The organism is Arthrobacter sp. MMS18-M83 (assembly GCF_026683955.1).
Taxonomy (GTDB): Bacteria; Actinomycetota; Actinomycetes; order Actinomycetales; family Micrococcaceae; genus Arthrobacter.
Window position 1 is genome coordinate 4,786,936 of the sequence record NZ_CP113343.1, and the last position, 22,156, is coordinate 4,809,091.

At 63.9% G+C, this 22,156-nt stretch carries 18 protein-coding genes and 2 pseudogenes; 6 read left to right on the forward strand and 14 right to left on the reverse strand.

Annotated features, from left to right (window positions below; genetic code table 11):
• Positions 1–99: 99 nt before the first annotated feature.
• The 8 genes and pseudogenes from secF to pdxT form a co-directional block, all read right to left on the reverse strand.
• The gene (gene secF, locus OW521_RS22555; RefSeq protein WP_268021685.1) at positions 100–1,113 is read right to left on the reverse strand and encodes a protein translocase subunit SecF; all 1,014 of its coding nucleotides are present in this window, start codon (positions 1,111–1,113) and stop codon (positions 100–102) included.
• Positions 1,113–2,866: pseudogene (secD, locus tag OW521_RS22560) on the reverse strand (protein translocase subunit SecD). Before secD ends, secF begins: the two are co-directional and overlap by 1 nt.
• Positions 2,867–2,975: 109 nt before the next feature.
• Positions 2,976–3,359: a preprotein translocase subunit YajC gene (gene yajC / locus OW521_RS22565; protein WP_268021687.1), complete on the reverse strand. Its 384-nt coding sequence runs from the start codon at positions 3,357–3,359 to the stop codon at positions 2,976–2,978.
• A gap of 189 nt (positions 3,360–3,548) precedes the next feature.
• Entirely contained in the window at positions 3,549–4,625 is a 1,077-nt protein-coding gene (gene ruvB / locus OW521_RS22570) for a Holliday junction branch migration DNA helicase RuvB (protein ID WP_268021688.1), read from the reverse strand.
• On the reverse strand, positions 4,618–5,262 hold the full coding sequence (gene ruvA, locus OW521_RS22575; RefSeq protein ID WP_268021689.1) for a Holliday junction branch migration protein RuvA: 645 nt from the start codon (positions 5,260–5,262) through the stop codon (positions 4,618–4,620). Before ruvA ends, ruvB begins: the two co-directional genes overlap by 8 nt.
• 90 nt (positions 5,263–5,352) lie before the next feature.
• Positions 5,353–5,931 carry a crossover junction endodeoxyribonuclease RuvC gene (ruvC, locus tag OW521_RS22580; protein ID WP_184734994.1) on the reverse strand — a complete coding sequence of 193 codons (579 nt, stop codon included), beginning with the start codon at positions 5,929–5,931 and terminating at the stop codon, positions 5,353–5,355.
• A 45-nt stretch (positions 5,932–5,976) separates the two neighbouring features.
• Positions 5,977–6,732: a YebC/PmpR family DNA-binding transcriptional regulator gene (locus tag OW521_RS22585; RefSeq protein ID WP_268021690.1), complete on the reverse strand. Its 756-nt coding sequence runs from the start codon at positions 6,730–6,732 to the stop codon at positions 5,977–5,979.
• A gap of 3 nt (positions 6,733–6,735) precedes the next feature.
• Positions 6,736–7,437, reverse strand: a complete 702-nt coding sequence (gene pdxT / locus OW521_RS22590) for a pyridoxal 5'-phosphate synthase glutaminase subunit PdxT (protein ID WP_268021691.1) — start codon at positions 7,435–7,437, stop codon at positions 6,736–6,738.
• A 101-nt stretch (positions 7,438–7,538) separates the two neighbouring features.
• Between pdxT and OW521_RS22595 the strand changes: the two genes are divergently transcribed.
• Together OW521_RS22595 and OW521_RS22600 are read left to right on the forward strand one after the other, a co-directional pair.
• A complete protein-coding gene (locus OW521_RS22595; RefSeq protein ID WP_268021692.1) occupies positions 7,539–8,834 on the forward strand; it encodes a Mur ligase family protein in 1,296 nt (431 codons plus the stop codon).
• Positions 8,831–9,583 carry a type 1 glutamine amidotransferase gene (locus OW521_RS22600; protein ID WP_268021693.1) on the forward strand — a complete coding sequence of 251 codons (753 nt, stop codon included), beginning with the start codon at positions 8,831–8,833 and terminating at the stop codon, positions 9,581–9,583. Before OW521_RS22595 ends, OW521_RS22600 begins: the two co-directional genes overlap by 4 nt.
• 33 nt (positions 9,584–9,616) lie before the next feature.
• Here the strand turns inward: OW521_RS22600 and OW521_RS22605 are convergent, their stop codons facing one another.
• Complete coding sequence (locus tag OW521_RS22605) at positions 9,617–10,864, reverse strand: CapA family protein (RefSeq protein ID WP_442781192.1); 1,248 nt, start codon at positions 10,862–10,864, stop codon at positions 9,617–9,619.
• Between the two features lie 73 nt (positions 10,865–10,937).
• Here OW521_RS22605 and OW521_RS22610 point away from each other — a divergent pair.
• Positions 10,938–12,951, forward strand: a pseudogene (locus tag OW521_RS22610) (M3 family metallopeptidase).
• Between the two features lie 277 nt (positions 12,952–13,228).
• Here the strand turns inward: OW521_RS22610 and pdxS are convergent.
• The gene (pdxS, locus tag OW521_RS22615) at positions 13,229–14,155 is read right to left on the reverse strand and encodes a pyridoxal 5'-phosphate synthase lyase subunit PdxS (protein ID WP_326493990.1); all 927 of its coding nucleotides are present in this window, start codon (positions 14,153–14,155) and stop codon (positions 13,229–13,231) included.
• A gap of 466 nt (positions 14,156–14,621) precedes the next feature.
• Here pdxS and OW521_RS22620 point away from each other — a divergent pair, with 466 nt between their 5' ends.
• Entirely contained in the window at positions 14,622–16,136 is a 1,515-nt protein-coding gene (locus tag OW521_RS22620) for an HNH endonuclease signature motif containing protein (RefSeq protein ID WP_268026065.1), read from the forward strand.
• Between the two features lie 107 nt (positions 16,137–16,243).
• Here the strand turns inward: OW521_RS22620 and pgsA are convergent, their stop codons facing one another.
• From pgsA to thrS, 3 genes are read right to left on the reverse strand one after another with little or no spacing between them, the layout of a single operon-like run.
• Positions 16,244–16,873: a phosphatidylinositol phosphate synthase gene (gene pgsA, locus OW521_RS22625; RefSeq protein WP_268021695.1), complete on the reverse strand. Its 630-nt coding sequence runs from the start codon at positions 16,871–16,873 to the stop codon at positions 16,244–16,246.
• Positions 16,866–17,474 (reverse strand): HIT family protein, encoded by a 609-nt coding sequence (locus OW521_RS22630; protein ID WP_268021696.1) that lies wholly within the window; start codon positions 17,472–17,474, stop codon positions 16,866–16,868. The genes pgsA and OW521_RS22630 overlap by 8 nt, the downstream gene beginning before the upstream one ends.
• A gap of 27 nt (positions 17,475–17,501) precedes the next feature.
• Complete coding sequence (thrS, locus tag OW521_RS22635; RefSeq protein ID WP_268021697.1) at positions 17,502–19,511, reverse strand: threonine--tRNA ligase; 2,010 nt, start codon at positions 19,509–19,511, stop codon at positions 17,502–17,504.
• 284 nt (positions 19,512–19,795) lie between these two features.
• On the opposite strand from thrS, the gene OW521_RS22640 reads away from it, so the two are divergent.
• Both OW521_RS22640 and OW521_RS22645 read left to right on the forward strand, forming a co-directional pair.
• Positions 19,796–20,386: an RNA polymerase sigma factor gene (locus OW521_RS22640; protein WP_268021698.1), complete on the forward strand. Its 591-nt coding sequence runs from the start codon at positions 19,796–19,798 to the stop codon at positions 20,384–20,386.
• The gene (locus tag OW521_RS22645; protein WP_268021699.1) at positions 20,370–21,641 is read left to right on the forward strand and encodes a hypothetical protein; all 1,272 of its coding nucleotides are present in this window, start codon (positions 20,370–20,372) and stop codon (positions 21,639–21,641) included. Before OW521_RS22640 ends, OW521_RS22645 begins: the two co-directional genes overlap by 17 nt.
• Before the next feature lie 141 nt (positions 21,642–21,782).
• Here the strand turns inward: OW521_RS22645 and OW521_RS22650 are convergent, their stop codons facing one another.
• Positions 21,783–22,064, reverse strand: coding sequence for a YegP family protein (locus tag OW521_RS22650; protein WP_268021700.1), 282 nt, complete (start codon positions 22,062–22,064; stop codon positions 21,783–21,785).
• Between the last annotated feature and the right edge of the window lie 92 nt (positions 22,065–22,156).

Below are 22,156 nucleotides of genomic sequence, written 5' to 3' on the forward strand. Positions count from 1 at the left end.
TGACCTGTCCAAGAACCGGTACCCACATGACGGAGGCAGGAACGGAAAGGGCCGGTCACCGCACTTGAGCGGTGACCGGCCCTTTCGAGGGAACGCGGCTTAGACGGAGGCAGTTTCCGAACTCGAGCTGGCGGCGGCCGCGCGTCGACTCGCCACCTTCTTGGCCTGCTTCTGGAGCTCCGGTTCGCTCTGGCGCAGCCACGCGTAGAGCGGTGCTGCGATGAAGATGGTGGCAGCGGTGCCGATCAGGATGCCGACGAACAGTGCCAAGGAGAGGTCACGCAGCGTTCCCGCTCCCAACAGTCCGGCACCGATGAAGAGAATCGCCGCGACCGGTAGTACCGCCACCATCATGGTGTTGATGGAGCGCACCAGGGTCTGGTTGACGGCGAGGTTCACCTCTTCGGCGAAAGTGCGCCGACTGGAGGTGGCGATGTCCGAGGTGTTTTCACGGATCTTGTCGAAAACCACCACGGTGTCGTAGAGGGAATAGCTGAGAACCGTCAAGAAGCCGATGATGGCCGACGGCGTCACCTCGAAATCGCTCAAGGAGTAGACGCCTGCCGTGGTGAACATCGTGACCAGCATGCCAGCAAGGGCGGAAACCGACATCTTCCAGGTTCGGAAGTACAAAGCCATCAGGAGAGCGGCCAAACCAACGAACACCGCGAGGCCAATCAGGGCCTGCTTGGTGACGTCCTGGCCCCACGTGGGGCCAATGAAGGTTGAGGTGACCTCTTTGTCCGTGACGCCGTAGGCCTTTGCGAGGTCCGTCTTGATCTTGATGGTCTGGTCATCGCTGAGCTTGTCAGTCTGGATGCGCATGGTGCTGCCTGCGACGTTGGCGACGCGCGGAACTGCACCGGGGACGACGTCGTGGACTGCCTTTTCACCAGCGGCGGAATCGGTGGTCTTCACGTTGGAGACCGTGAACTCGGAACCGCCCCGGAAGTCGATTCCGAGGTTGTAGCCGCCCTTGACCACTGGCAGGAGGATGGAGATCGCCACCGCTACTGCGGCGATGATGAACCAGATCTTCTTGCTGGATACGAAGTTGTAAGAGCGCTTGCCCGTGTAGAGCTCGTTGCCGAACTTTGCGAAGCTCGTGGTCATTACTTCTCCTCCTTGGTTCCGTTGGAAGAACCAGCCAGCTGGGATTGCTTTTCCGCAAGCCGGCGCTCGGCGATGGTCATGCGACGCTCGGCTTCCGCAGCGGCACCCGTGTTGCGGGCGCGCACGACGGCGGGCTTCTCGGCTGGCGTGCGGAGCCTGCCCGCACCGCGGTACAGCGGTAGGGCGCCAAGGCGCTCAGGGTCCAGACCGGAGAAGCGGTGGCCTTCGCCGAAGAACTTGGTCCGGGCCAGCATCTGAAGTGTCGGGTGCGTGAACATGAACACGACCAAGAGGTCTGCCAGCGCGGTGAGGCCGAGGGTGAAGGCAAAGCCGCGGACGTTTCCAACAGCGACGAAATACAACACCAAGGCAGCGAGCAGGTTAACGGCCTTGGAGGCAAGGACGGTGCGCTTGGCGCGCTTCCAACCGTTCGCGACGGCGGACACGAGGCCTTTGCCCTCACGAAGTTCGTCACGGATGCGTTCGAAGTACACGATGAAGGAGTCGGCTGTCTGGCCAATGGCCACGATTAGACCTGCCACACCGGCCAGGGACAGCCGGTAGTTTTCAGTCCAGCCAAGAATCGCGATGGCAAGGTACGTGAGTCCGCCGGCCACCACTAGGGAGAGGATGGTAACGAAGCCCAAGGCTCGGTACTGGAAGAGCGAATAGACCACCACGAGCAGGAGGCCGATCACGCCGGCCATCAGGCCAAGACGCAGCTGCTCGCCGCCGAGGGTGGCGGAAATCTGCTCCTCGGACTGGATATCGAAGCTGATGGGCAAAGCGCCATAGCGAAGCTGGTCTGACAAGGCCTGCGCGGACGCTTGCGTGAAGTTACCGGTGATCTGCGGCTTGCCATCGGTGATGACGGCGAGGGCACGCGGCGCGGAAATGACTTGGTCATCCAGGACGATGGCGAACTGGGCCTTGGGGTCGTTCCCGCCCTGTGCCTGCGAAGCCACGTAGAACTGGTTGAGCCTCTGAGTAACGTCCTTGAAAGTCTTGGTGGCGTTGGCATCGAACGTGATGGTCACGCCCCAGGCATTGGTCACCGAGCCCTGTGCGCCCTGGACGGGATCGAAGGAGGACGAAACGATGTCCTGGCCCTTCACCTCGACCGGGCCAAGGATGTACTTGATGGCCGGAGTCTTAGGCGTTGCCGGCTCGCATGTCACCAGCGGCTTGGCGGGATCTGACCGCGGCTGCTTGTCCTGGGCCGGATTGGCACAGTCCAAGGCTTCGAAGGCCTTATAGACGTCCGCTGTCACCCAGTTGGTGTCGCTGGCGTTGGTCGGCGCAGCCGTGGGCTTAGGCAGGCTCGCGTCCGGCGTCCGCGATGCCACCGGAACGGCCGCAGGGTCTCCCGCTGTGATAACGGGACGGAAGTTCATGTCCGCTGAGGCCTGGATCAGGGCACGGGTTTCCGAGCTGGGCGTGCCGGGAAGGCTGACAACCACGTTGCGGCCGGACTGCGTGGTGATTTCCGCTTCGGCAACGCCTGAGCTGTCAACGCGTTGGCGAATGATCGCCACAGCCTGGTTCAACTGTTCCTCGTTGATGCCCGAGGAACCCTCGACCTTTGGCGCGAGGATCATCTGCGTGCCGCCTTCAAGGTCAAGCGCGAGCTTCGGTGCCCAGCTTGCATGACCGGTGACGACTCCCCCAGCGAGGACTGCTGTCAGTACAGCGAAAATTGCGACAAGCCAGATCAGCACCCTGCGGGCTGCGTTTTTTGGCCGGTTCGTGCCATGTTCGATCTTCCTGTTGATGACGGAACAGCCGCCGGCGCGCACTTGTGAGCGCAAGCCGGCGGCAGTTCATTGCCGTAGGACTATTCCCGCTGGTGATGCGGGTACGGACTAGCTGTCCTTCTTGCCCTCGTCATTGAGGCGTTTGAGGGTTTCCTCCGGGGTCTCAGCGGGTGCCGGCACGTCGGCGTCAGCGGCCGTCAGGGACGACGCGTCATCCGGAACGTCAACAGCCGCTTCCTCGGTGGGCTCAACAATCTTGGTAACGGCCTGGCGGTGCACCGTTGCGAGGTTGCCCGGAGACAGTTCAAGGACAACTTTGTTCTCAGCGTCGTCCATCGAGACGATTCGGCCGTACAGTCCGAAACTGGTCATGACGTCAACGCCAGGGGCGAACTGGGACTGCAGCTTGGCCTGCTGTTGCTGCGTCTTCTTATTGCGGCGGAACATCATGAAGATGAAGACGCCAAGCATGGCAAACAGCAGGATTGTCATTGGATCCACAGGGAAGTTCCGTTCTTTACTTACGTTTTTGGTTTCACGGCCATGTCTGCCCGGTGGATCCGACGGCCGTGGAGCTTTCCCCACTTGGCCGCACAATGCTCCGACGGGCGGGCACAGAACCAAGGACTCGAACGTGCCGAGTGTCATACCAGTCTAGAGGCTTAAGCTGAATGGATCGTGCTAACGGCCGGTGTCGATGCTTTCTGCCTCATTTTCGCTGTCCTCGAACAACGCCAGCGGGTCCTGTCCGAACACACCCGCCGGCACGGCATATCCGAGGTGCGTCCATGCCGAGGCCATGGCAATCCTGCCGCGCGGCGTCCTCCCAAGAAGTCCCTCACGTACGAGGTACGGCTCAGCAACGGTCTCGACTGTCTCAGGCTCTTCGCCGACGGCGATCGCGAGGGTGGAAAGCCCCACCGGACCCCCGTTGAACTTGGTGATCAACGCTTCCAGTACCGCGCGGTCCAAGCGGTCCAATCCACGCTGGTCCACTTCATACATGTCCAAAGCGGCGGAGGCAGCCCGGGCGTCGATCTGTTCGATGCCGTGGACCAACGCCCAGTCCCGCACGCGGCGCAGCAGCCGGTTGGCGATACGCGGTGTTCCACGGGAACGGCCGGCGATCTCGCTGAATCCGGCCGAATTGACCTTCAGGTCAAGGAGCCCGGCCGAGCGGCGCAGAACCAGCTCAAGCTCTGCCACCGAATAGAACTCCAGATGTCCGGTAAATCCGAAACGGTCACGTAGTGGTCCGGGCAGGAGTCCGGCCCGGGTCGTGGCGCCGACCAGGGTGAAGGGCGGCAGCTCCAGCGGAATAGCCGTTGCCCCTGCCCCCTTGCCCACCACGATGTCCACCCGGAAATCTTCCATGGCCATGTACAGCATTTCCTCGGCAGGCCGGGACATCCGGTGGATTTCGTCGAGGAAAAGAACCTCGCCTTCCGAGAGGGAAGACAGGATGGCTGCCAAGTCCCCGGCATGCTGGATGGCCGGACCGCTGCTGATACGCAAGGGAGCGTTCATCTCGGCGGCGATGATCATGGAGAGCGTGGTCTTACCCAACCCCGGGGGGCCTGAAAGCAGGACGTGGTCCGCGCTGCGGCCGCGCATCCTTGACGCTTCCAGGACGAGTGAGAGCTGCTTGCGAACGCGATGCTGGCCGACGAAGTCGTGGAGGTTTTTCGGGCGTAGTGCAGCCTCGATGATGCGCTCTTCGGGTTCCTCTCCCCCGGTAACGAGGGACTCCTCAGCCACGGCTGCCTACCCGGTTTCCCGCGCGGGCACCGTCCTGGCCGAGCCAGCGGAGGGTGGCCCGCAGGATGTGGGCGACATTGCCGGCGTCCGCAAGCTCAGGGGAATCCGCCATTGCCTTGTCGATGCTGCCGGCGGCGTCCTTCTCGGACCAGCCGAGACTCGTCATGGCGGCGACCACTTGCGGCTTCCAGACCGCTTCGGCCGCGATGGCGGGCGCAGCCCCCGGCGCGGTGCCATGCGGGACGAGCTTGCCGGCAAGTTCCAGGACGATCCTGCCGGCCACCTTGGGTCCAATGCCCGGAACCTTGGTGAATGACTTGGTGTCACCGGAATGGGCGGCCACTCGGATCGCTTCGGGCTCATGCACGGCCAACACTGCGAGGGCCAGGCGCGGCCCCACCCCGCTCACACTGAGCAGGACATCGAAAACTTCCCGCTCGTCGTCGTTCGAGAAGCCGAAAAGCGTCAGGGAGTCCTCCCGGACGATCAGCGAGGTGAACAGCTTTGCTTCCTGGCCGACATGCAGATGGCTGAGGGTCTGGGGCGTGGCGTAGACGCTCATTCCGGCACCGTTGAGATCGATGACGGCCGTGGACAGGCTGACGTGTGCCACGGTTCCGCGGAGAAAACTGATCAAGACCCGGCTCCTGAAGTACTGCCCGCGCGTTTGATCCGTGGCGGGCTATCCGAACATATCTACGAATACCCTAGCAAGGGCCACCGACAATTAGCGGGCGCGGCGCGCTTTCGCTTCTGCTTCGGCCCAAGCCCTCTGGGCCGGCGTCAGCGCGCTGCTCCCTGGCCCGGTAGTGGCCACCGCGGCGCCGCTGCCTGCCCGCCAGGCGTGCGTGACGGCGAGGGCCAACGCATCCGCGGCGTCCGCAGGACGGGGAGGTGCGTCCAGGCGCAGGATCTTGGTGATGAGTTTTGTCACGGCTTCCTTGTTGGAGGTGCCGCTTCCAGTGACGGCGGCTTTGACCTCCGATGGCGTATGGAGTGCCACCGGAATGCCGCGCCGCGCAGCAGCGGCAATGACCACACCGGACGCCTGGGCCACGCCCATGACCGTGCTGACGTTCAATTGGGAGAAGACCCGTTCCACCGCAAGGACGTCGGGTTTGTACAGGTCAAGCCATTCGTCGATGGCCTCAGCGATGACCAGCAACCGCTGGTCCAATGACTGCTCCGGGGAGGTTCCCACGACGCAGACGGCCACCATGGTGGCGCGCCGGTTCCGTTCGACGTCGACCACTCCGATTCCGCAACGGGTGAGGCCCGGATCGACTCCCAAGACGCGAAGAGTCAAGTCCGGGCCTCCCTGTTTGATGTCACGCTGAGTTGCAAGAGGACGCTACTCGGATTCGAGCGCAGCCTGTACTTCCTCGCTCATGTCCGCGTTGGTGTAAACGTTCTGGACGTCGTCGAGATCTTCGAGGGCGTCCACGAGCTTCATGAACTTCTTGGCGCCGTCGAGGTCCAGCGGAACCTGCATGGACGGCACAAACTCGGCTTCGTCCGACTCGTAGTCGATGCCGGCTTCCTTGAGGGCATCCCGGATTGCCTGAAGATCGGTCGGCTCCGAATGGATTTCCCAGTTTTCTCCGCTGTCCTTGACTTCCTCGGCGCCGGCGTCGAGTACGGCCATGAGGATGTCGTCTTCGCTGAGCCCGTTCTTAGGCAGGTTGACGACGCCCTTGCGGGTGAAGAGGTAGCTCACGGAGCCGGGGTCGGCGATAGTGCCGCCGTTGCGGGAGATGGCGAGCCGGACCTCTGAGGCAGCACGGTTCTTGTTGTCCGTGAGGCACTCGATCAGAAGAGCGGATCCCTGCGGGCCGCGGGCTTCGTACATGATTTCCGTGTAGTCGACCACTTCACCGGTCAGGCCGGCACCTCGCTTGATGGCGCGGTCGATGTTGTCAGCGGGAACCGATGTCTTCTTGGCTTTGGTGACAGCCAGTTCAAGGCTCGGGTTGCCGGCGAGGTCCGGTCCGCCCATGCGGGCGGCGACTTCGATGTTCTTGATCAGCTTGGCGAACGACTTGGCCCGGCGGCTATCGAGGATGGCCTTCTTGTGCTTGGTCGTCGCCCATTTGGAGTGGCCTGACATGCTTTAAACTTCCCCTCTGATCATTCGAATAAACAGTTCATGCACGCGCTTCTCCCCAGTCACTTCCGGGTGGAAGGAGGTGGCCAGCAACCGACCTGAGCGCACTGCAACAATTCTAGCCAACCCATGCAAAGCGTCCGTGTGGGCGGCTTTGCCCGGTTCCACTTGGGCGAGGATTTCGACGCCGGGACCCACGCGTTCCACCCACGGTCCGCGGATGAACACTGCGTGGACAGGATCAACTCCAGACTCCCCCGCGCTGAATTCAAGCCCCTTGAAGTCAAGGTCGGTTTCAAAGGACTCGCGCTGGCGGCCGAAAGCGTTGCGACGGACCGTGATGTCCAATCCACCGAAAGTCTGCTGCGGATTACCGGCGAGGTCCGTGGCGGGATCGGCGATGTCGTCCGCCAGCAGGATCATGCCCGCACAGGAACCGTAGACGGGCAGCCCTGACGCGATCTGCTTGCGAATAGGATCGGCGAGTTCAAAGATGCGGGCCAATTTGTCGATCGTGGTGGATTCGCCACCGGGAATAATGAGGCCGTCAATGTCGTCGAGCTCCGCCGGACGCCGGATGCCGACGCCGGTGGCACCGGCTGCTTCGACGGCGCGAAGGTGCTCGCGGAAATCGCCTTGTAGGGCGAGGACGCCGATGCGCAAGCCGGAGCCCACGCGTGATGACGCCTCGGAAGGGGGGTTGGTCATTCGACCATCATAATGCGCTCCCGATACCGGGCTCGCCTTGGCAACCCGATTGCAGGCCTGCGGCACATGGTTTATGCACCAACTGGGATATATTACAGAGCATGTTTTCGTTCACCGTTCCACTCGGCAAGCTGGTCCGCGCTGTGTCCAGGCTTCGCGGCGGAGGTTCGGCCCTGCCTGGCCTCGTCGTCGAGAAGATCGACCCGGGCTTCATGCAACGGACACTGTCCTCGCTCCCCCATGGCGTGGCTGTGGTGAGCGGGACCAATGGCAAGACGACCACCACCAAAATGGTGGTGGAACTGCTGGAAAGCCAAGGCCTGAAGGTCTTCACCAACCGCACAGGGAGCAACTTCACGCGCGGCGTGGCAGCAGCCCTCCTGGGTGAGGTGGACTGGCGCGGCAAGCTGGACGCCGACGTCGCCGTCTTGGAACTTGACGAGGCACACGCGGTGCACTTCGTGAACAAGGTACCGCCGCGCTACTGCCTCCTCCTGAACGTTCTTCGCGACCAACTGGATCGCTTCGGCGAAATCGACACGACCGCGTTGCTTCTTCAGAGGATTGCCGAAAGAACCACGGGAACCGTCGTTCTGAACCGCGAGGATCCGCGGGTCGCCCGGATCGCAGCGACCATTACTGGTCCCGAAGTGCTCTACTTCGGTTTGGACGAATCGCTCCGCAGCACCTTCCCGAACGACGACGACATGCGCACCGCGACGCCGGGAACCGGCGCCCAAGGTGACGTTCCCGCCGTCGAAACGGCCGACGTCGTGCTCCGCCGGGTCGGTGCCGACGAAGCGGACTTCGAGTTCGACGGCGAACGGGTCACCACCCAGATGAAGCTCCGCGGCGTCTACAACATCTTCAACGCCGCCGCCGCGTTGGTGCTGGCCAGAAGCATTACCGGGGCAAGCGGGAAGCCAGGCGACGCCGCGAAGCTGGTCAAGGCCCTCTCCGAGGTCGCTCCGGCGTTCGGCCGCGGGGAAAGCCTCGTGGTGGACGGCCAGCCCCTTGAGTTGGTGCTGGTGAAGAATCCCAGCGGCTTCCGGCTCGGCCTGAAGTCGTTCCCGGCGAAGGGCTACGCGTCCATGATCGCCATCAATGACAACTATGCCGACGGCCGCGACATGTCCTGGCTGTGGGACGTTGAATTCGAGTCCCTGCGCGAGGACGGCGTGGACGTCCTCACCGGCGTCCGGGCGTATGACATGGCCTTGCGACTTCAGTACGACGAGGTCCGTTTTGGCTCCGTGAACACAGACATCCCCGCGGCCTTGGCTGAATTCATCCGGGGTTCGGCGGGCAAGCCGAAGCGGGTTTTCTGCACTTATACTGCGATGCTGGCCATTCGGCGTGAACTCTCCAAAATCACCACAGTGGAGGTGGTCTCATGACCTCGGCCGAAGATACCGCACAACACGCAAGCAAGGGCACCATACGGGTACTGCAGTTGTATCCGCGTGCGATGAACATCTACGGGGACTGGGGCAACTCCCTCGTCCTGCGCCAGCGGCTGCTCTGGCACGGCTACACGCCCGAGCTCCTCGAGTACAACGTGGGCGACGACTTCCCCGAGGATGTTGACATCATTGTGGGCGGCGGCGGACAGGACAGCGGCCAGATCGTCATCAAGGACGACCTCCAGGCACGCGGCGACCAACTCCGCGGGATGGCGGAGGACGGAACGCCCATGCTGGTCATTTGCGGGCTCTACCAGCTTTTCGGCAAATTCTTCAAGACGAAGGCCGGCCCGGTCATCCCGGGGATCGGCATCCTGGATGTCGAAACCATCGGCTCCGATGAGCGGCTCATCGGCAACGTCACGCTCACCTCACCTGAGTTCGGCGAAATCCTGGGCTACGAAAACCACAGCGGACAGACCTCTCTGGGCCCCGGCGTCGAACCCCTCGGCACCGTGTCCAAGGGCGCCGGCAACAACAGCAAAGACGGCCATGAAGGCGCCCGGCACCGCAACGTCGTTGCCAGTTACTTGCACGGATCCCTGTTGCCAAAGAATCCTGCCATCGCCGATTTCCTGATCCGCACCGCCGTCGAACGCAAATACGGAAGCTTTGTCCCGGGGACGCCCGACGACGGCTTTGCCCGCCTGGCGCGCGAACACGCGGCGCGGCGTCCGCGCTAGCTGCACACCCGGCGACCCGGCCGGGCAGCTCAGCTATTTCTCCTTCGTGATGAGGAGTTCGTGTGCTCCGGCCGCTGCGGCGCCCATGGCCTCGACCACGGTCGTTGTGCGCGCCCGTGTTTCCGCATCGGCGGCGGGAGTGGCGCAAACGCCCTGTGGTGCGTCGCTGGCGACTGAGCACCATCGGTAGGGATTTCGCACGATGACCGAAGGCGCCCATGCGAGGTCCGAGGCAGTCCATTTGCCAGCCTGATCCTGGCTGAACTGAGTTCTTACCAGCAAGCCCTCATTGTTGACGGCATACCAAGGCGACAGCTCCGTCACGCCATTGCCGAGCCCGTACACGATCCACGTTCCCTTATACTTTTCGATCGGCAGCACCGAATGGGTGTGGTGGCCGTAGATCATGGTGAATTGCCCGCTGTCCACGAGGGCGTGCGCCACGTCCTGCTGCTGGGCGTTGGCTTGGCTCGCATACTCGTCACCGGCATGCATGACGCCAAGGACGATGTCCGCACCCATCGAACGCGCCTTCTTGGCTTTCTCGATCATCACGGCAGGGTCGAGCATGTCCACTTGCCAGTCATATGCTGGAACCTGGCCGTTGAGCCCGTACGCCCCCGCAATCACGGCGACAGTGGCAGCATCAGTCTTCAGGAGCAGGATGCCTTGGGAATCCGCCTGCGTACGGTACGAACCCGTGTGCTTCAGGCCTGCCGCGTCCAGTGCATCGAGGGTCCGGACGACTCCGGCTGTTCCTTGATCGATGGTGTGGTTGCTGGCCGAGGTGCACGCCTTGTATCCGACCGCCTCGGATGCTGTGGTGATCTGCGGCGGGACGTTGAAGGAAGGGTAGGCCGAGAACGGGCCCTGCGGGACAGCAACCGGAGTTTCCATGTGGCAGATGGCCAGATCACTCTGCTTGATGTACTTCCGTTGGCCTTCAAGGAGAGGGCCAAAATCGTAGCCGGTCCCGCCCGCGGCGATGGCATCCTGCTTCGCTTGCTGCCAAAGCTGCGCGTGCACCAGCATGTCTCCGGTGACCAGAACGGAGGTGCAGCGGAGCGCGACGCACTCGGGCCCCTTGCCATGTGTCGGCGTCGGGGTGGGTGTAGGGGTGGAAGTGGGGGTCGCTGAGCGCACCGGCGCCTGAGCGGCACTGGATTTCTTGGAGTCGGCATCGGCTATGACGCCGCACCCCACTGCCACAGTGAGGAAGACGGCCGAGGCCGCAGCTGAGACTGCCAAACGTTTGCGGACGGATGCGGCCATGGCCCCCATGTTACGACGGCGGGCATCCGGAATCGCGCAGGACATCGTTGTGGACCGCGGCCCTGCATGAAAGGGTTGCTTGATGACGAATCCTCTCCTGGAGCCGAGTACCCTTCCCTTCGGATTGCCACCCTTTGCGGAGATCCAGGACAGCCACTACGCCGAAGCAGTGGATGCGGGTCTCGCTGAGCACCTGGCCGAGATCCAATCCATCGTGGACAATCCGGAACCCTCATCCTTCGAAAACACGGCGGTCGCGATGGAACGCTCTGGCCGCCTGCTGGATCGGGCAGCGGCATCCTTCTTCACACTGGTTTCCGCCGATGCTTCGGAGGCCATCCGCGCACTCGAAACCGAGCTGTCTCCCCGATTCGCGAGCCATCAGGACGCGGTCTACCTCAATCGCGGACTGTACGAGCGGTTCGCAGCCATAGACACTTCAGGGCTTGATGACGAATCCATCCGACTGGTCCAGGAATACCTCAGGGAATTCCGCCAGTCCGGGATCCAGCTTGAACCGGATGACCAGGAAAAGCTCGAGGGCCTCAATGCGGAGCTGTCTCGTTTTAGGCACGGAGTACGGCCAACGCGTCAAGGAAGCCATGAAGGCCGCGGCCCTCTTGGTGGATGACCCCACGGAACTTGCCGGCCTGCCAGCGGACGAAATCGCCGCCGCTGCCGAAGCAGCACGCGCTGCCGGACACGAGGGGAAATACCTCCTGACCCTCATACAACCGAGCAACCAGCCTGCCTTGGCTTCTTTGCAGAACCGCGAACTCCGCCGCCGTTTGTACGAGGCATCCATCGCGAGGGGCAGCGACGGCGGCAACTTGGACGTCCTGGAGCTGGCAAAGTCCATGGTGCGCTTGAGGGCTGAGAAGGCGGCACTTCTCGGGTTCGGGAACTACGCCGAACTGGTCATCGATCGGCAGACTGCACCCGATTTCGGGGCCGTGCAGGCCATGCTCAACAAGCTCGCTCCGGCCGCGATCCGCAACGCCGACGCCGAAGCCGCCGCACTGGCGCAGAGCGCCGGGCACCCGCTGGAAGCATGGGATTGGGCGTACTACTCCTCGAAGGTCCGGCGGGAGCGCTACGCGGTGGACGAGCAGCTCCTACGGCCCTATTTCGAATTGGACCGTGTCCTGGTGGATGGAGTGTTCTTCGCAGCCACAAGCCTCTTCGGTATTACCTTTCACGAGCGCAAAGACCTTGAGGGGTACCACCCCGACGTCCGCGTCTGGGAGGTGCGAAACGAGGACGGCTCTGAGCTCGGCCTTTTCCTGGGCGACTACTACTCCCGGGACTCAAAGCGCGGCGGCGCCTGGATGAACTCGCTCGTCGAACAGTCAGCACTCCTGGGCACCAAGCCAGTGGTGATCAACAACCTGAACATCTCCAAACCGCCAGCCGGAGAACCGACCCTTCTGACCTTGGACGAAGTCCGGACCAGTTTCCACGAGTTCGGCCACGCCCTGCACGGGCTCTTTTCCAAGGTCACGTATCCACGGTTTTCCGGGACCTCAGTGCCCCGGGACTTCGTGGAGTATCCGTCACAGGTCAACGAGATGTGGATCATGTGGCCCGAGATTATCGGCAACTACGCCCGCCACTACGCCACCGGCGAACCGCTCCCCCATGACATCATTGACCGCCTCAACGAGTCCAGGCTCTGGGGCGAAGGTTTCGCCACGACGGAGTACCTCGGTGCGGCGCTTTTGGACCTGGCCTGGCACGTGTTGGACGTGGAAGGCGTTCCACAGGATGCGCAGGACTTCGAGGCCAAGGCGTTGGCCGCGGCCGGCGTGGCACACTCCCTCATACCGCCCCGGTACCGCACGGGTTACTTCCAACACATCTTCGCCGGTGACTTCTACGCAGCCGGGTACTACTCCTACATCTGGAGTGAGGTGCTGGACGCGGAAACGGTGGACTGGTTCAACGAAAACGGTGGACTCTTGCGCAAGAACGGCGAACGATTCCGTGCAGAACTGCTCTCCCGGGGCAACAGCCGGGATCCGCTGGAATCCTTCCGCACACTCCGGGGACGAGATGCCGCCCTGGAGCCCCTCCTCAAGCGCCGCGGCCTGGAATAGCTGGTGGGCCGACCCAACTAACTAGCAGTTGTTGTCGTTATCGAGCCTCGTAACGACATTAACTGCGAGTCAGTTGGGTTAACAGACGACGCCGGCCGGTCACCGTAGAAGGTGACCGACCGGCGTCGTACTTAGTGGCAGCGCAGCGCGATGGACGGTGTGATCCGGCAGCGTGCGTAAAAGGGCCCCGCCCCTCGCCGCCGCAAAGCCGCGGCAGCGGGGCGCGGGGAATAGCGCGCAGAGGATCAGTTCCGTCCGGCGCCCCAAAAGGCGAGAACTACCAGCCGCGCTCGGCGAGGCGGTGGGGTTCGGGGATTTCCTCGACGTTGATTCCCACCATGGCCTCGCCCAGGCCGCGGGAGACCTTGGCGATGACGTCGGGGTCATCGAAGAAGGTGGTGGCCTTCACGACGGCGGCGGCACGCTGGGCCGGGTTGCCGGACTTGAAGATGCCCGAACCGACGAACACGCCGTCCGCACCGAGCTGCATCATCATGGCCGCGTCTGCGGGAGTAGCGATGCCGCCGGCGGTGAACAGAACCACGGGAAGCTTGCCGGAGGCGGCGACTTCCTTGACGAGCTCGTACGGGGCCTGCAGTTCCTTGGCCGCGACGTAGAGCTCGTCTTCGGGCAGGGTGGAGAGCCGGAGGATCTCGGCACGGATCTGGCGCATGTGGGTGGTGGCGTTGGAGACGTCGCCGGTGCCGGCTTCACCCTTGGAGCGGATCATGGCCGCACCCTCGTTGATGCGGCGCAGCGCCTCGCCGAGGTTCGTGGCGCCACAGACGAAGGGAACGGTGAAGTTCCACTTGTCGATGTGGTGGGTGTAGTCGGCCGGGGTCAGGACCTCGGACTCGTCGATGTAGTCCACTCCGAGGGACTGCAGGACCTGAGCCTCGACGAAGTGCCCGATGCGGGCCTTGGCCATGACCGGGATGGACACGGCGGCGATGATCGCATCGATCATGTCCGGGTCCGACATGCGGGACACGCCACCCTGGGCGCGGATGTCCGCGGGAACGCGCTCGAGCGCCATCACGGCCACGGCACCGGCATCTTCGGCGATGCGGGCCTGCTCGACGTTGACGACGTCCATGATCACGCCGCCCTTGAGCATCTCGGCCATGCCGCGCTTGACGCGGCTGCTGCCCGTAACGCTGGCTGCGGACGAACCGGCTTCGTTGCTTACATCAGGTGTAGACACAAAAACCCCTATGGGTAGATAGAAGACCTTGGCCGGGGCGCAAGCGGACAGGTGGCCACGCACAGCACACACCGGATTTCCAGGTCACATTGACCAAGTAAGTTCAATACTAGTCCCCTGCGCTGGGCCGGTCGTACTTGATTACCCGCCGCTGGCTGCACTGTTCCGCAAGTGACCGGAGGCGCCGCGCACCGGCTGATATGACTCCCGCGCCGCGATACTTCAGGTATCAGGGAACGGACCGCAACCTAACTGGGCTAAAAATGTCCGAGCCTCGTGACAGTGTTTGTTTATGGAAGGCATCGGTCAATTCGTGGCACGTCGGGCGGCCCCGCCCGATGGCGGGATTGCGTCGCTGGGACGCCTTTCCCGCCGCCTGAGGCCCGTCCCTGCCCTCCATGCCGAGCTTCAAAACCAGTCCGCCGCGCCGTCGCTGGCAAGTGGCCTTGATCAGGCCGCGGCGGCGATGGATGCGCTGCGCGCAACGGCTGTCTCCGAGGCCCGGCTGTTTGGTTTCCCCGAGGCCGCTGATTTCGCCGGCAGGGTCGAGGAGATCTCGCGGACGGTGGAGTTTTTGCAGATCGTGGCAGCCCAGGCCGTGGAGCGGACGCGGCGCGAAGCCCAAACGGCACGGCAGTCGTCCCCGGCGCCGGGGTGGAGGACGGGCTGGACCGGGCCCGCCGCAGCCGCAGCAGAACCGGCAACCGCATCCGACCCCGAGGTTCCGGCGTCGGCACCCGCGGCCAGCCCTGCGGACGTGGCAGCCGTGGTTGACGACGGCTACCGGAACGCGGCCGAATTCCTGCGGGCCAGGCTGCGGATCGGCATCGGCGAGGCGCGTCGCCGGCTCGCGGTCGCCTCGGCCGTGCTCCCGCAGACCGGGATCGCCGGGCAGGAAATACCCGCACGGCACGGGGTACTCGCCGCGGCCCTGTCCTCGGCAGCCGTGCCGTCCCGCTCGGCCACGGTGATCAGCCTTGCCCTGGACCAGGTGCGGCACCTCGCCGACACGGACACCGCCCAGCAGATGGAACAGGCACTGACCAGCACCGCGGTGCAGAGCGATCCCGATTTCGTGTCCCGGATGGCCAAGCGCTGGGTCGATGCCATCGACCAGGACGGACCCGAGCCCAGCGAGGAAGAACTCCGCCACCGCCAAGGAGCGTTCATCCGCACACCCCGCCGCGGCCTGCATCACCTGGAAATCTTCGCCACCGCCGAACAATTCGAGGCCCTCGCCACCGTGATGAACACCGCCGCCAACCCGCGCCTCCGCCACGATACCGACGGATCACCGGATCCGGATCCAGGCAGCAACACCGGCGGCACCGGAGGGTTTTCGGAGCACGACGCCGCCGCCCGCCCGTCCCTGGATCGCCGCTCGCGGGCGCAGAAGCTCCTTGACGGGCTCGTCGGGGCCTGCGGAGCGGCCCTGTCCACCGGCGAGCTGCCCGCCGCGGGCGGTCTCCGGCCGCAGGTCATGGTGACCATCGACTACCGCGAGCTGCTCGAGCGCGTCGAACACCAAACCACCGCCGCAAATCCCCGGCTGAGCACCGGCGCGTCCACGTTCCAGGGCCCGATCCTCCCCTCGGTCATCCGCAAGATCGCCTGCGACGCCGACATCATCCCCGTCCTGCTCGGGGGCGACAGCCGCATCCTGGACATCGGCCGCACCACCAGGGTATTCCCGCCCCACATCCGCAAAGCCATCACCGCCCGCGACCAAGGCTGCGCCTTCCCCGATTGCGACATCCCCGCATCCTGGTGCGAAGCCCACCACATCACCTACTGGTCCCACGGCGGCACCACCGGAACCGACAACGGCGTCCTGCTCTGCAGCCACCACCACCACGTCATCCACAAAGAACACTGGACCATCACTACGGACTCCGGCGCGGCATGGTTCAAACCCCCGCCCCACATCGATCCCCGCCAAACACCCAGACGCAACCACTACTTCAGACCCACCCGGACATGAAGCCGCCCAGACACGAAACGCGCCCGCACACGACAGGAACGCGAGTGACACCAACGCGTATCTCCCAAGCGCCCGACAGGCTTCGGCGCACAAAATGATCCCACCGCTTAGGCGGGTGTCCCTCCGTCGACGTCTGCCATTGCCTGTTCGCGGACAGCCGCCATCCTTTGGACGACGGTGATGCCCGTTGCGGCGGCGAGCATGACGAGGGTCACCAGCAAGACGACGGGGGGCAGCCCCAGGCCGGTCAGGCCCGTCACGAGCAGCACCGAGATGAGCCGCTCGGCACGCTCGGCGATTCCCACGTTGGCGTAGAAGCCCAGTGATTCAGCCTTGGCTCGCGCGTATGAAACAACCATCCCGAGTATCAGGCAGGCCACCGCCGCAATGGCAATGGCGCTGTTCCCCCCGCCCATGAAGAACCAGATGGCGACGCCGGCGAAAATGGCGCCGTCCGCCAACCGATCCAGCGTGGAGTCGAGAAAGTTTCCCCAAGGGCCGCTGCGGCCCTGCTCCCTGGCCATGATGCCGTCCACGACATCGGACAAGGCGAAGACCGCGATGAGCAGGGAGCCCCACCAGAGCTGGCCCATAGGGTAGAGAATCAGCGCGCCGAGCACTACCCCGGCGGTCCCGACGACGGTAACGGCGTCCGGCGAAACCCCCACCTTGAGCAGGAATCGGGCAAGGGGCGAGAACAACGCGGTGAAAAACCCGCGCGCATGGCGATTAAGCATCCGTCTCCCCGGGTGCGTCCGACTCGCCAGGCCACGCGTCCGCCACTTGCTGGCGGACCTCGTCAAGGGTCTGGGTGATGGCCTTCGTCTGCGCGATGATCGGGAAGAAGTTTCCGTCTCCACCCCAGCGCGGAACCACGTGCTGGTGTAGGTGAGCTGCGATTCCAGCCCCGCCGGCCACGCCCTGGTTCATGCCCAGGTTGAAGCCGGCCGGGTTGGCCACCTTGCGCAGCACGCGCATCGAAGTCTGCGTGAGCTCCGACATCTCAGCTGTTTCCTCCACTGTGATGTCCGTGTAGTCCGGCACGTGCCGGTACGGGCACACAAGCAGGTGTCCGGGGTTGTACGGAAACAGGTTCAGCACCACGTAACAGGTCTTCCCACGGTGCACGATGAGGGATTCCTCGTCCGTGCGGCTCGGGGCTACGCAGAATGGGCAGTCGTCCTGGTTTTTGAACTGGTTCTGCCCGCCCTTGATGTAGGCCATGCGGTGCGGAGTCCACAGGCGCTGGAAGGCGTCCGGAACACCTGCCAAGCCGAAGTCGTCGGTCACTTCGGCATCGCCCGGATAGTCAGCTGTCACGCCTGTGTTCTCCTGCACTGTTTCCGCCTCGGCGTATCCGCCTCGTCAGCTCTCGCGGTTCTTGACGGCGTCCACGATTCTCCGGACGGCCTCGGCAACGGGCACGCCGTTGTCCTGGCTGCCATCACGGAAGCGGAACGACACCGCACCGGCTTCCGCGTCCTCTCCGCCGGCGATCAGGACGAAGGGAATCTTGTCCTTGCTCGCAGTGCGGATCTTCTTCGGGAAGCGGTCCGATGAAATGTCCGCCTCGGCACGGATCCCTGCGGCCTTGAGCTGGTCAACGACGTCGAACATGTAATCGTTGAACGCTTCCGCCACCGGGATGCCAACCACCTGCACGGGCGAAAGCCACGCCGGGAAGGCTCCTGCGTAGTGTTCGGTGAGCACGCCCATGAAGCGCTCGACCGAGCCAAACAGGGCGCGGTGGATCATGACCGGACGCTGGCGGGTGCCGTCGGCAGCCTGGAACTCTAGCTCGAAACGCTCAGGCAGGTTGAAGTCCAGCTGAATGGTGGACATCTGCCAGGTGCGGCCCAGCGCGTCCTTGGCCTGTACAGAGATCTTCGGGCCATAGAACGCAGCTCCACCCGGGTCCGGGACCAGATCCAGCCCCGAGGCTTCTGCTACTTCGGCCAAGGTGCGGGTGGCTTCCTCCCAGGCAGCGTCATCACCAACGAACTTGTCCTCGTTCTTGGTGGACAGTTCAAGGTAGAAGTCGTCCAGTCCGTAGTCCTTAAGCAGGCCGAGGACGAAATTCAGGGTGGTGGTGAGCTCGTCCTTCATCTGCTCGCGGGTGCAGTAGATGTGGGCGTCGTCCTGTGTCATGCCGCGCACGCGGGTCAGTCCGTGGACAACGCCGGACTTCTCGTAGCGGTACACGGAGCCGAATTCGAAGAGGCGGAGGGGCAGTTCGCGGTAGGAGCGGCCGCGCGACCGGAAGATGAGGTTGTGCATGGGGCAGTTCATCGGCTTCAGGTAGTAGTCCTGGCCGGGCTTGCGCACGGTTCCGTCGTCGTTCAGTTCCGCGTCGATGTGCATCGCCGGGAACATGCCTTCCTTGTACCAGTCAAGGTGGCCGGAGACCTCGTAGAGGTGGCCCTTGGTGATGTGCGGGGTGTAGACGAAGTCGTAACCGGCGTCCACGTGGCGCTGGCGGGAGTAGTCCTCCATGGCCTTGCGGATGATGCCGCCCTTGGGGTGGAACACCGGCAGGCCGGAGCCCAGTTCGTCCGGGAAGGAGAACAGGTCCAGCTCCGCGCCGAGCTTGCGGTGGTCGCGGCGCTCGGCCTCGGCGATGCGCTCCTGGTAGGCCTTCAGTGCATCCTTGGTAGGCCAGGCGGTGCCGTAGATACGCTGCAGCTGCTGGTTGTTCTGGTTGCCCAGCCAGTAGGCCGCCGAGGAACGGGTCAGGGCGAAGGCGTTGGAGATCAGTTTGGTGTTGGGCAGGTGCGGTCCGCGGCAGAGATCGCACCAGACACTGTCACCGCTCTTGCGGTCCACGTTGTCGTAGATCGTGATGTCCCCAGCGCCGACCTCGACGTTGACACCTTCACCGGCGTCTGCGGCATCGTTCTTCTTGCCCAGCAGTTCGAGCTTGTAGGGCTCGTTCTTCATGGCCTCGCGGGCTTCGTCTTCGGTGACAACGCGGCGCACGAACTTCTGGTTCTGGTTGATGATCTTCTGCATCATCTTTTCGAGCTGGCGCAGATCTTCAGGAGTGAAGGGTTCGGCAACGTCGAAGTCGAAGTAGAAGCCGTCTGTGATGTACGGGCCGATTCCGAGCTTGGCGTCGGGACGCAGCTGCTGTACGGCCTGGGCCATGACGTGTGCGGTGGAGTGGCGCAGGACGTTAAGGCCGTCCGGCGAGTCAATGGTGATTCCTTCAACCTGCGCGCCTTCGGGCAGCGCCTGGTCAAGGTCCTTCAGTTCGCCGTCGACACGGGCCACTACGACGTCGCGGCGCTCAAAGAAGAGTTCCGCGCCGGTGGTCCCTTCCGTCACCTTGGTCTCTTCGCCATCGACGATGAGGGTGATCTGCTGGGCATCTGACACGGGTGTCTCCTATTCATTGATATGGCTTCATAGCTTGTGGCGTACGGGGACCACAGCCAGCCATCGTCCATCGTATCTGCTCCGGCGGAGGCCGCCAAAGCAGGCTTTGGTTGAACTTGATGATCTTTTCTTGCTGGTGGGGGTCGTTATGACCGATCATTTCGTTACCGAAGCCAGCCAGTCGCGGAGGCGATCGATTCGGCGCTGCGTAGGTCGACTTCGGGCAGCGACAAGGTCCGGCGGGAACTTTTGTGCTTGACGAGACATGAATGGGTATGGAGACCATGAGTTCGTCCATCTCAGACCAGGTGTTGTGGGACCGCAGCGTTGCAGGTGATACAGACGCCTTCCGTGACCTGTTCATTCGACATCGCGACGCGGTCTACAACTACTGCTTCCGCCGAACGGCCTCGTGGGACGCCGCGGAGGACCTCACGTCGGCCGTGTTCTTGGAGGTCTGGCGGGGCCGACGACAGCTGGCTCTGGATAGAGAATCGGCGCTGCCATGGCTGATCGGAACCGCATCGAACCTGGTGCGAAGCCGGATGCGGTCCGCCGCACGACGTTTAGCTATCGAGCGGCGCGCGGCGCCGCTCGACGAGATCCGCGACCCCGCCGAAGCCGTCTCCGAGAATATCGATTCCGAGCGGCGGATGGCCGCCGTCCTGGCTGCCATACGACGCCTGTCCCGAGGCGAGCAAGAAGTCCTGGCCGCGTGTGTGTTCGCCGAGCTTGACTACCAGGCGGCCGCGGCCGCCCTACGTGTGCCGATAGGCACGGTGCGCTCACGGCTGTCCCGCGCCCGGGCCCGCCTCCAAGAGGTCAACCGACCCGCAGAAGCCCGAGAGGGAATAGACGATGAACATCTTCGATGAATTTCCGGCCACTCGACGCATGCCCGAAGACGCCGAGCGCCGTGCATGGGCGCGAATTAAAAAAGGCATACACGCCGGCGAGGAGAAAACAGCGCCCGGAAGGCCCAGCGCGAAGTGGCGCTTCGCAGTCTTGGCGGGAGCTGCTGCCGCTGCCATCGCCGCGGTGTTCCTGATCATCCAGCCTTGGGCGGGCGTCGGCGGTCCGCCCATATCGGCTCCCGTGCCCAGCAGCGCGCTGACCTCCCCACAACCTTCTCCGAGCCCTGGTTCGCTTCCGCCGTCGAGCCCTGCCGGTGTCCCGGGCGAACCGATCATGCTGGCCGGATCGCTAAATCCGGTTGGCGTGGCGCCGCTGTGGCCGGATGTCGTGTTTCCGGTGGTGCCGGGAGCGGGCCGTTCGATAGCCCAGGCTGGATCCGTCATCGTCGAGGCAGGGGTGCAGGGCAGCACCTTGGTCGTGGCCAACAGCTCCGATTCGGGCGCCACCTGGACGACCAACCGGGCGGCCCTGCCGTCCCCGGTCCCGTACGTCGACGTATCGCTGTCCGGTGACGGCACGCACTGGATCGTCGGCCCGCCACACGAAGGAGGCTCGACGGTGTCGAGCTATGTGGGCGCCTACGTCTCGACGTCGGGCGGCGCCCTCCAGCGGGTCTCCCTGCCCGGCCCGGCATCGCATGCCGCCTGGGCCGGATCGACACTGCTTGTGAGCGGCGGGGCGATCGACACCCATCTCTGGTCGAGCACCGACAACGGACAGTCCTTCACCGACATCAGCCCGAGGGTCCAAGGATCGATGCCTCCACCGGGGTATCAGGGCGCCCCGTCGATCTCGCTCCTGCAGCTGCGCGGCGGGGTGGCAGCCGTCGCACTTGCACAGAACGGAGCATCCAGCACCGCGACCGTCTACGTGACGAGGGACGGCGCCACGTTCGGCAAGGGCGCCTCGGCCGACCTGCCGAATATCGCTCCCGGGCCGCTCGGCGGCCTTGCCAGCACCTACGGTAGCGACGCCGCCATCGTGACCAGCGCCGTACATCTGCTCAAGGTCACAGCCGACGCCCAGTTCCAGCCGCTCGCGATGGCGGGCATCCCTCCAGGGGTGAACTCGCTCGGAATCCAATTCCGGGACGCCGCCAGAGGCATCGCCAACGCCACCAAGACCACGTGCGGGGCCGGGAAGACCGACTGCGCCACGCTCACCACCCGGTACACCACCGCCGACGGCGGGGCCACTTGGACCCCAGCACCCTAAACACAGCAAGCCCCAAAAAGGCCCATGATGGCCAGTCCGATCAAGGAACCGGCCACCAGCCTTCTCCCTGGCAAGGCACTGTCGTCGCCGCACCGGACGGAAGGTGGCTGCGCCGCCCTGCCTTGGAGGGACCTTACCCTGTCAGCGGCTTGCGGCTTTCCTCAACTCGTGGGTCCGCCACGCTGGCTGATGAAGCAGATGCAGCCGGTGAACCTGCCTCTCAAGCGAAGGGGTCCACTTTCCGTGGCTCCGGTCCTTGATAAGGGCCGTTCCGGCGATCTCCCTGAGTGTTGATATCCCCCGGACAGCCAACTGCTTGGTGGCAAATGTTGTGGACATCGCCAGAATGTCGCCGTCGCCGTCGCGCAGTGCAATCCTGTACCCGTCATCGGGTGCGTCCACCAGCTCAAAGTACCCAGCCATTGTGTAGCCTCCTGAATCCTGCGGTTAACAAGGACACAACCAGTTTACCGAGCCAAATCTCTTTGGGAGGCCTTTTTGGCGCTGTGGCAAGG

What these genes read in the sequence shown, in the direction of transcription:
- secF (WP_268021685.1), bottom strand. Translation starts at nt 1,113, where the DNA reads ATGACCACGAGCTTCGCAAAGTTCGGCAACGAGCTCTACACGGGCAAG.
- yajC (WP_268021687.1), bottom strand. Translation starts at nt 3,359, where the DNA reads ATGACAATCCTGCTGTTTGCCATGCTTGGCGTCTTCATCTTCATGATG.
- OW521_RS22585 (WP_268021690.1), bottom strand. Translation starts at nt 6,732, where the DNA reads ATGTCAGGCCACTCCAAATGGGCGACGACCAAGCACAAGAAGGCCATC.
- pdxT (WP_268021691.1), bottom strand. Translation starts at nt 7,437, where the DNA reads ATGACCAACCCCCCTTCCGAGGCGTCATCACGCGTGGGCTCCGGCTTG.
- OW521_RS22595 (WP_268021692.1), top strand. Translation starts at nt 7,539, where the DNA reads ATGTTTTCGTTCACCGTTCCACTCGGCAAGCTGGTCCGCGCTGTGTCC.
- OW521_RS22600 (WP_268021693.1), top strand. Translation starts at nt 8,831, where the DNA reads ATGACCTCGGCCGAAGATACCGCACAACACGCAAGCAAGGGCACCATA.
- OW521_RS22605 (WP_442781192.1), bottom strand. Translation starts at nt 10,864, where the DNA reads ATGGGGGCCATGGCCGCATCCGTCCGCAAACGTTTGGCAGTCTCAGCT.
- OW521_RS22620 (WP_268026065.1), top strand. Translation starts at nt 14,622, where the DNA reads ATGGATGCGCTGCGCGCAACGGCTGTCTCCGAGGCCCGGCTGTTTGGT.
- pgsA (WP_268021695.1), bottom strand. Translation starts at nt 16,873, where the DNA reads ATGCTTAATCGCCATGCGCGCGGGTTTTTCACCGCGTTGTTCTCGCCC.
- OW521_RS22640 (WP_268021698.1), top strand. Translation starts at nt 19,796, where the DNA reads ATGAGTTCGTCCATCTCAGACCAGGTGTTGTGGGACCGCAGCGTTGCA.
- OW521_RS22645 (WP_268021699.1), top strand. Translation starts at nt 20,370, where the DNA reads ATGAACATCTTCGATGAATTTCCGGCCACTCGACGCATGCCCGAAGAC.
- OW521_RS22650 (WP_268021700.1), bottom strand. Translation starts at nt 22,064, where the DNA reads ATGGCTGGGTACTTTGAGCTGGTGGACGCACCCGATGACGGGTACAGG.